Origin of the sequence: Mesorhizobium sp. M7A.F.Ca.MR.362.00.0.0, assembly GCF_004023175.1 — a bacterium.
Lineage (GTDB): Bacteria > Pseudomonadota > Alphaproteobacteria > Rhizobiales > Rhizobiaceae > Mesorhizobium.
The window spans coordinates 12,034-19,267 of sequence record NZ_RZTF01000078.1; the positions used below are offsets into that span (position 1 = coordinate 12,034).

The window sequence follows — 7,234 nt, forward strand, 5'->3', positions numbered from 1 at the left end:
GTTCTACCTCGACCACCTCACGGCGCTCGCCGCCGCTGCGGACGAGGAGGAGCGGATCGCCCTCGAAAACATCATGGCCGAGATGGGCTCCCTCGTTCAGGAACTCAACATCACCATCCACATGATTTCGCACCTCGCCACGCCGGACGGCACCCCTCACGAAGAAGGTGGGCGGGTCATGATCCGGCATTTCAAAGGCTCGCGAACGATCGGCTTTTGGTGCGTCACCATGCTCGGGCTCGAACGCCACCAGCAGCATGAAGACAAAGCGCTTCGCTGCGTCACAACCGTCCGAGTTCTCAAGCATCGACCCGTAGGGGCCGCGACGGGGGAGACCATCTTCTACCGTTACGACGGTGTGAGTGGCCGCCTCCTCGAACTCGATCACAACCCATTCGAGGAAGAAAATGACACCGAAGACTTCTCGGGAGAAACCGACCTCCCCTTCTGAACTGATGGAGGCCCAGCGCCTCACCATCGGTGACCTTGTGGTGTTCCAGCGCCGCGCCCGAAGGGGCGTGGTGGCTGCACAGATGGCGCTCGCGAACATGCGCCAGAACCGCGACCGGCGGGCAGTCCAGATCAGATCCACTTTCCAACTCATCCAAGGAGGCAAGGCATGACCCTGCTCGAAGACGCAATCCGCCGCCTCTGGAAAGCGGAAGACGACCTGAAGGCAGTCAAGGGCCAGCTTCGGCAGGCTTTGCGCGAACGTGACCAGCTCCGACAAGAGGCCGCACAGGCCCGCGCCGCCGAGGCCGAGATGGAGCGAATGCTGTTGCGGGGTCTTCCATCCGACTGATCTTCGACATCGAAACAGACGGCTTTCTGGACAAGCTAACTACCGTCCACTCACTGGTTCTCAAAGACGCCGACACCGGAGAAATCTGGTCTCACCACGACGACGACGAGGATGACGGGCTGATCATGCCCATCCACGCCGGCACCGTGAACGGCATCGGCGCGGGCCTCGAACGCCTCATGCAGGCCGACGAGCTGATCGGCCACAACATCATCAAGTTTGACCTTCCTGCCATCCAGAAGGTCTACCCGTGGTTCAAGCCGAAGGGCGTCGTGATCGACACCCTCGTCCTGTCCCGGCTGATCTGGCCGGAGCTGAAGGAGACCGACCCCAAGCTCATCAAGCGCGGCAAGCTGCCTCCCGGTCTCCGGGGACGCTACAGCCTCGAACCCTTCGGTTACCGCCTCGGCAACTGGAAGGGCGACTACTCGAAGATGATGGAGGAAAAGGGGCTCGATCCGTGGGCCTCTTGGAACCCGGAAATGCAGGGCTACTGCGAGCAGGACGTGGTGGTCAACGCCGACCTCTACGCCAAGCTCTGGACCCTCTGGAAGGACCTAAAGACCGAGGAAGGCAAACGCTCGCCGTTCTCCGACAGGTCGGTCCTCCTCGAAATGGACGTGGCCCGCATCATCGCCCGTCAGGAGCGCTGGGGCTTCGCCTTCGACACCAAGAAGGCCGAGAAGCTCTACGTCAAGCTGGTCGCCGAGCGAGACAAGCTCGAACGCAGCCTGAAGGAAACCTTCGGGTCCTGGCTGGCCTCCAACGGGCAAGTCACGCCGACGAAGGATCGGTCGGTCCAGCAGAAGGACATGCCCCCTATTGGTTACAAGAGCAAAAAGGACGGCACACAGGTCCCGATCTACCCGAAGGCCCACTACGAGGCCGGCGCTCCGTACACCAGGATCAAGACCGTCGAGTTTAACCCCGGCAGTCGGCAGCATATCGCCGACCGTCTGAAGAAGCTCTACGGCTGGCGGCCCATGGAGTTCACCGACAGTGGTGAGCCCAAGGTGGACGAAACGGTCCTCTCGCAGCTCCCGTGGCCCGAAGCGAGGCTGCTTACGGAGTACCTGACGGTTGCCAAGCGCATCGGTCAGATCGCCGAAGGCAAGCAGGCGTGGCTCAAGAAAGAAGTGAACGGGCGCATCTTCGGAGGCGTCATCACCCTCGGTGCGGTCACGCGCCGGATGACCCACTCGAACCCCAACATCGCCCAGGTCCCGAAGGTCAAGTCTGACGACGACGGTAACGTCCTGTGGGGCTACGTCGGGGGCTACGGCGCTGACTGCCGTGAGCTGTTCACGTCCACCGCCGGCTTCGTGCTGGTCGGTTGTGACGCGGACGCCTTGGAGCTTCGTTGTCTGGCCGGCTACATGGCCCGCTACGACGGCGGCGCGTACATCGACACCATCCTGAAGGGCAAGAAGTCCGAAGGGACGGACATGCACACCGTCAACGCGAGGGCGCTCGGGCTGGACCCGACGAAAGCCTACACCGTTGAAGGCAAGACGGTCTCGGGTCGAGAGATAGCCAAGGTCTGGTTCTACGCCTTCATCTACGGCGCAGGCGACTACAAGCTGGGTACGATCCTCGGGGTCCTAGGTTCCGAGAAGAAGATCAGGGACGCGGGAGCGGCATCGAAAGCCGCCTTCATGCGCAACCTCCCGGCGCTCGGCAAGCTGGTCGAGCAAGTCAAGAAACGCGCCTCCAATCGCAAGTTCTTGTTCGCCCTCGACGGCGGCAAGCTGAAGGTCCGAAAGGCCCACGCGGCGCTCAACACGCTGCTTCAGTCTGCCGGCGCAATCATCATGAAAGTGGCTCTCGTCATCCTCGACGCGGACCTCCAAGCCGCTGGTTTGGTGCCCGGCGTGGACTACGAGTTCTGCGCCAACGTCCACGACGAATGGCAGATCGACACGCTCCCGCAGCACGTCGAGACCGTCAAGCGTCTGGCCGAAGACAGCATCAGAAAGGCAGGAGACGACCTTGAGTTCAAGTGCCCCCTCGCGGGCAACGCAGACGCAGGGAGCAACTGGAAAGAAACGCACTGAAACACGACGGAACAAAGGAGCAGGATATGTCTACGTCATCACTAACCCGGCTTGGCCTGGCTATTGCAAAGTTGGCCGCACGACTGGTCTCGCCGAGAGACTTCGGACCTACCAAACGGCCTCGCCGCTGCGAGACTTCAGGCTCCATTACCATCGTTGGTTCGCCGATGCTTGCCTTGCCGAGCGCACGTTACGGCGGACCTTCAGTGCTGCTTCCGGCGGCGCAAAAGGAGAGTGGTATCGCATCCACCCCGACGACGCCGCCAGCCTCATCGACAAAACCCACAAGCGCCTTCGACGTGGAGGACTGGAGCGAGAACCTGAAGGCGACCTACGGGATCGCCCTCGCCCAAGATTTTGACGACGACAACTAGGAGACAGCAGATAACGACCCTACTCGTGGATGGCGACCTGTTCGCCTACCAGATGGCATGTGGAGTGGAGAAGCCCCTCGAATTTGATGGGACTTTCATCCTCTCGGCTGACGCCGACGAAGGCAAGGCCAACCTAGACGCGATGTTCGACCACTTCAGGGAAACGCTCGATGCCGACCGCATCATCGTCGCCCTGTCGGACACCGAGAACTTCCGCAAGACGGTTCTCCCGACCTACAAGAGCAACCGAGACGGCATCCGCCGCCCGATGATCCTTGGTGCCCTGAAGGCGCACATTGAGGAGAACTACGAGACGTTCACGCGGCCCACGCTGGAGGCCGACGACGTGCTCGGCATCCTCCTGACGAACCCGAAGGTGGTGACCGGGGAGAAGATCGTCGTCACCGAGGACAAGGACCTTCGCTCCGTTCCGGGGCTCCATTGGAACCCCAAGAAGGACACCGATCCGGTCCTCGTCAGCGTCGAGCAGGCTGACCGGGAGTTCTACGCACAGACCCTCTCGGGGGACATGGTGGACGGCTACGGCGGCTGTCCCAACATCGGCTACGTCCGGTCACGAGAAATCGTGGACGAGCGCCGGCTGCTGGTCCGCACCGAGGAGGAAATCAAGCGCGGCAAGAACGCCGGCAAGACGCGGGTCCAGTGGTTGGCGCAGATCGGCCATGACGACCTGTGGGCCTGCATCGTCTCCCACTACGAGAAGGCCGGCCTCACCGAGGACGACGCCCTCTCGGCAGCGCGGGTCGCCCGCATCCTCCGCACCGAAGACTACGATTACAAGAAGAAGGAGCCCATTCTTTGGACGCCAAAGTCATCTACCTAGCAGGCCCTATGCGGGGCTACCCGGAGTTCAACTACCCGGCATTTATCAACGCCGCCCACAAGCTGCGGCTGGCTGGCTTCATGGTACTCAACCCGGCGGAGGTCAACCACCACTCGTCTGGCATCCGCGCCTGCATGACGGTGGATATGGCGATGATCTGCCAGCAGGCCGAGGGCATTGTGCTCCTCCCCGGCTGGGAAGGATCGTCAGGGGCTCGTGCCGAGGTGGCACTGGCCGAGTGCATCGGCATTCCGGTCAAGCTGATCTCCGAGGTCCTTTGAGCGACCGCGAGCAGATGATCATCGGCCTCTACTCGCCTGCCCAGCAGTCGGGAAAGAGCACGGTCGCCAACGAATTGATCCGGCACGGGTTCGTTCGCAAAGGCTTCGCCGACGCCCTCAAGGGCATGGTCAGGGCACTATTGGCCGCCTTCGGGTTCGCCCCGGAGGAGGTGGAGCACTTCGTCCTCGACGGGAAGGGAAAGGAAACCCCGATCCCTGTCCTCGACGGCAAGACCTCTCGCTACCTTCAGCAGACGATAGGCACCGAGTGGGGCCGAGAGCTGATCGCAAGGGACCTGTGGGTCAAGGCGGTCCTCAACGACCGGCGTCCCGACATGCTGGTGATTGACGACCTTCGGTTCCCTAACGAGTACGACGCGATCCGGGAGGAAGGTGGCCAGGTCTGGCGCATCTACCGACCGGGACAGGAACCGACCAGCGGGCACCCCTCCGAGGGACTGCTGGAAGGTCGAGAGTTTGACGAAGAAATCGTCAATGACGGGTCGCTGTCGGAACTGGAGGCGAAGGTCAGAAACGCCCTTACGGGGCCGTTCTGATTACAACACGCTTCAGGAACAATTCATGAGCCAAGAACAGCAAGTTCCGCCAATCCCCGCAGACGTGATCGACTGGCTGGACCGCCTGTATCCCGAGAAGTGTGCCGACCCCAAGGACACCGAACGGGAGATTTGGATGAAATCTGGAGAGCGGCGGCTAGTCCGTCGCCTTCGGCTCGAACTCCAACGACAGGAAAACACAGTTTATGTGCGTAGCACCCAAAGTTGACAAGGTGGCGAACATCATCACCAAGCCCTCCGAAGAGCCTGAAAAGGCTCCCGATCCCGTGCCGATCAACACCAACGCCGACGACATGAAGCGCAAGGGCCGTTCGTCCCTCCGCATCGACCTCGCCTCTGGTGGTCCTGCCTCCGGGGTTAACGTCTAACCCCACATGGCCGGCGCGGCAGCATCGCGCTACGGCACTCTTGAGAGCCAGCGCAAGGCGTATCTGGACCGGGCACGGGTCTGTGCCAAGCTCACCATTCCGACACTCCTTCCCGATGAGGGAGCCAACGGTTCCACCAGTTTCGTCACGCCAGAACAGAGCCTCGGGGCTCGTGGCGTAAACAATGTTGCAGCCAAGATGCTGCTCGCCCTTTTCCCGCCGAACGCCCCCTTCTTCAAAATGGAAGTGGACGACATGACGGCGGCCGAAATCTCGGGCCAAGAAGGTGCCAAGGACGAGGTTGACAAAGCCTTCGGCCAGTTCGTTCGCCGCGTCATGACTGACGTGGAAGGACGTGCCCTTCGCTCCGACCTCTACGAAGCCCTGCGGCTCCTCGTGGTCAGCGGAAATGTCCTCCTCTACATCACCGAGGAAGGCCGCTGCCGCGTCTACCGTATGGACAAGTACGTGGTCAAAAGGGACCCAGCAGGGAACCTACTTGAAGTCGTGATCAAGGAGAGCATAGCGCTCGCCGCGATCCCTGAAGACGTGAAGAAGGAAATCCCGCCCCAAGCCCTGCCCCCGGCAGCGCCTTTGGAGAACGGGGTCCAGACCGCACCGTCCGAGAAGCCATTCTTCCTGTTCACCCACGTCGTGCTGAACGACGAAGGCCAGTATCAGGTCTATCAGGAAGTCGAAGGCATTGTCATACCCGGCTCTGAAGGCACGTATCTCCGCGAGGAGCTGCCCTTCCTGGCCCTTCGGTACAACAAGGTCGACGGCGAGGACTACGGTCGCGGCCTGGTCGAGGAATACTCGGGAGACCTCTCCCACCTCGAAAGCCTCTCCAAGTCGATCCGCGAGTTTGTCGCTATCGCGTCTCGCGTGATTCCGATGGTGAACCCTAACGGTTCCACGTCGGTTCGAGACCTGATGAACGCTGCCAATGGCGAGCCCATCGCGGGTAATGCCGAGGACATCACGTTCCTTCAGATCGAACGCTACAACGACTTCCGAGTAGCCAAGGAAATGATCGCTACGCTCGAACAGCGTATGGCCTTCGCCTTCCTGCTCAACACCGCAATCCAGCGACCGGGTGAGCGCGTCACGGCGGAGGAAATCCGCTACATGGCCCGCGAACTTGAAGACACCCTTGGCGGCACCTACTCCGTCCAAGCGGTCGACCTTCAGCTCCCTCTCGCTACCGTCTTGATCAAAAGCCTGGAACGCCGCGGTTCACTCCCGGAGCTTCCCCACGGGATCGTCTTCCCGAAAGTGGTCACCGGCATGGACGCGCTTGGACGTGGCAACGACCTATCCAACCTCATCCAGTTCAAGGCTATCGTTCAGGAGACCCCAGCAGTCCAGACCATCAAGTGGGACGGCTTTGCTCAACGTGTGGCGAACAGCCTGAACGTGGAGACCGCCGGCCTCATCATGACGGCTGAAGAAGCCCAAGCCTCGCAGCAGCAAGCAATGATGCAGCAGCTCGTGGACAGGCTCGGCCCCAACGCTGTGAACCAGCTTGGCGGCATAGCTCAAAAGCAAATGGAGACACCGACAGCATGAGCAAGATCAATACCGGAAATCGCACGAAGACCGAGGACGAAAAGGCCCTCGCCGAGCTGAAAGAGAACATCGCCCACGATCAGGAAATCGTCGTTGAAGGCGACGCCACCTACATCGTCACGAAGTCCGCTTTCGGCGTGACCGTCAAGACGCGGATCGCTTAATGGGAGGCGCTGTCGAACTGAACATCACCTCGGAGCCGACCGGTCCCGAGGCCCCCGTCCAGACCGACCGTCCGGCCCACATTCCCGAGAAGTTTTGGGACGCCGACACCAAGTCGATCCGGACCGAAGCCCTCCTCCAGTCGTATGGCGAACTGGAGAAGAAGGTCGGAGCCCCGAAGGAAGAAGTCCAGACACCTCCG

10 protein-coding genes are annotated in these 7,234 nt (G+C 61.3%); all 10 read left to right on the forward strand.

Going from position 1 to position 7,234, the window contains the following annotated elements; translation table 11 throughout:
• The first annotated feature begins 73 nt into the window (after positions 1–73).
• The 10 genes from EOC06_RS40800 (at position 74) to EOC06_RS40130 (ending at position 7,034) form a co-directional block, all read left to right on the forward strand.
• On the forward strand, positions 74–451 hold the full coding sequence (locus EOC06_RS40800) for a hypothetical protein (RefSeq protein WP_206631181.1): 378 nt from the start codon (positions 74–76) through the stop codon (positions 449–451).
• A gap of 168 nt (positions 452–619) precedes the next feature.
• Positions 620–802 (forward strand): hypothetical protein, encoded by a 183-nt coding sequence (locus tag EOC06_RS12975; protein WP_128307940.1) that lies wholly within the window; start codon positions 620–622, stop codon positions 800–802.
• Between the two features lie 125 nt (positions 803–927).
• The gene (locus EOC06_RS12980) at positions 928–2,856 is read left to right on the forward strand and encodes a DNA polymerase (RefSeq protein WP_206631182.1); all 1,929 of its coding nucleotides are present in this window, start codon (positions 928–930) and stop codon (positions 2,854–2,856) included.
• Positions 2,792–3,217, forward strand: coding sequence for a GIY-YIG nuclease family protein (locus EOC06_RS45130; protein WP_128307942.1), 426 nt, complete (start codon positions 2,792–2,794; stop codon positions 3,215–3,217). The genes EOC06_RS12980 and EOC06_RS45130 overlap by 65 nt, the downstream gene beginning before the upstream one ends.
• 38 nt (positions 3,218–3,255) lie before the next feature.
• Complete coding sequence (locus tag EOC06_RS12990; RefSeq protein ID WP_128307943.1) at positions 3,256–4,074, forward strand: exonuclease; 819 nt, start codon at positions 3,256–3,258, stop codon at positions 4,072–4,074.
• Positions 4,050–4,355, forward strand: a complete 306-nt coding sequence (locus EOC06_RS12995; RefSeq protein ID WP_128307944.1) for a DUF4406 domain-containing protein — start codon at positions 4,050–4,052, stop codon at positions 4,353–4,355. The genes EOC06_RS12990 and EOC06_RS12995 overlap by 25 nt, the downstream gene beginning before the upstream one ends.
• Positions 4,352–4,912: a hypothetical protein gene (locus tag EOC06_RS13000; protein WP_128307945.1), complete on the forward strand. Its 561-nt coding sequence runs from the start codon at positions 4,352–4,354 to the stop codon at positions 4,910–4,912. Before EOC06_RS12995 ends, EOC06_RS13000 begins: the two co-directional genes overlap by 4 nt.
• Before the next feature lie 206 nt (positions 4,913–5,118).
• On the forward strand, positions 5,119–5,301 hold the full coding sequence (locus tag EOC06_RS13005; RefSeq protein WP_128307946.1) for a hypothetical protein: 183 nt from the start codon (positions 5,119–5,121) through the stop codon (positions 5,299–5,301).
• A gap of 6 nt (positions 5,302–5,307) precedes the next feature.
• Positions 5,308–6,870, forward strand: a complete 1,563-nt coding sequence (locus EOC06_RS13010) for a portal protein (protein ID WP_128307947.1) — start codon at positions 5,308–5,310, stop codon at positions 6,868–6,870.
• A complete protein-coding gene (locus EOC06_RS40130) occupies positions 6,867–7,034 on the forward strand; it encodes a hypothetical protein (protein ID WP_164898562.1) in 168 nt (55 codons plus the stop codon). Before EOC06_RS13010 ends, EOC06_RS40130 begins: the two co-directional genes overlap by 4 nt.
• Positions 7,035–7,234 lie beyond the last annotated feature (200 nt).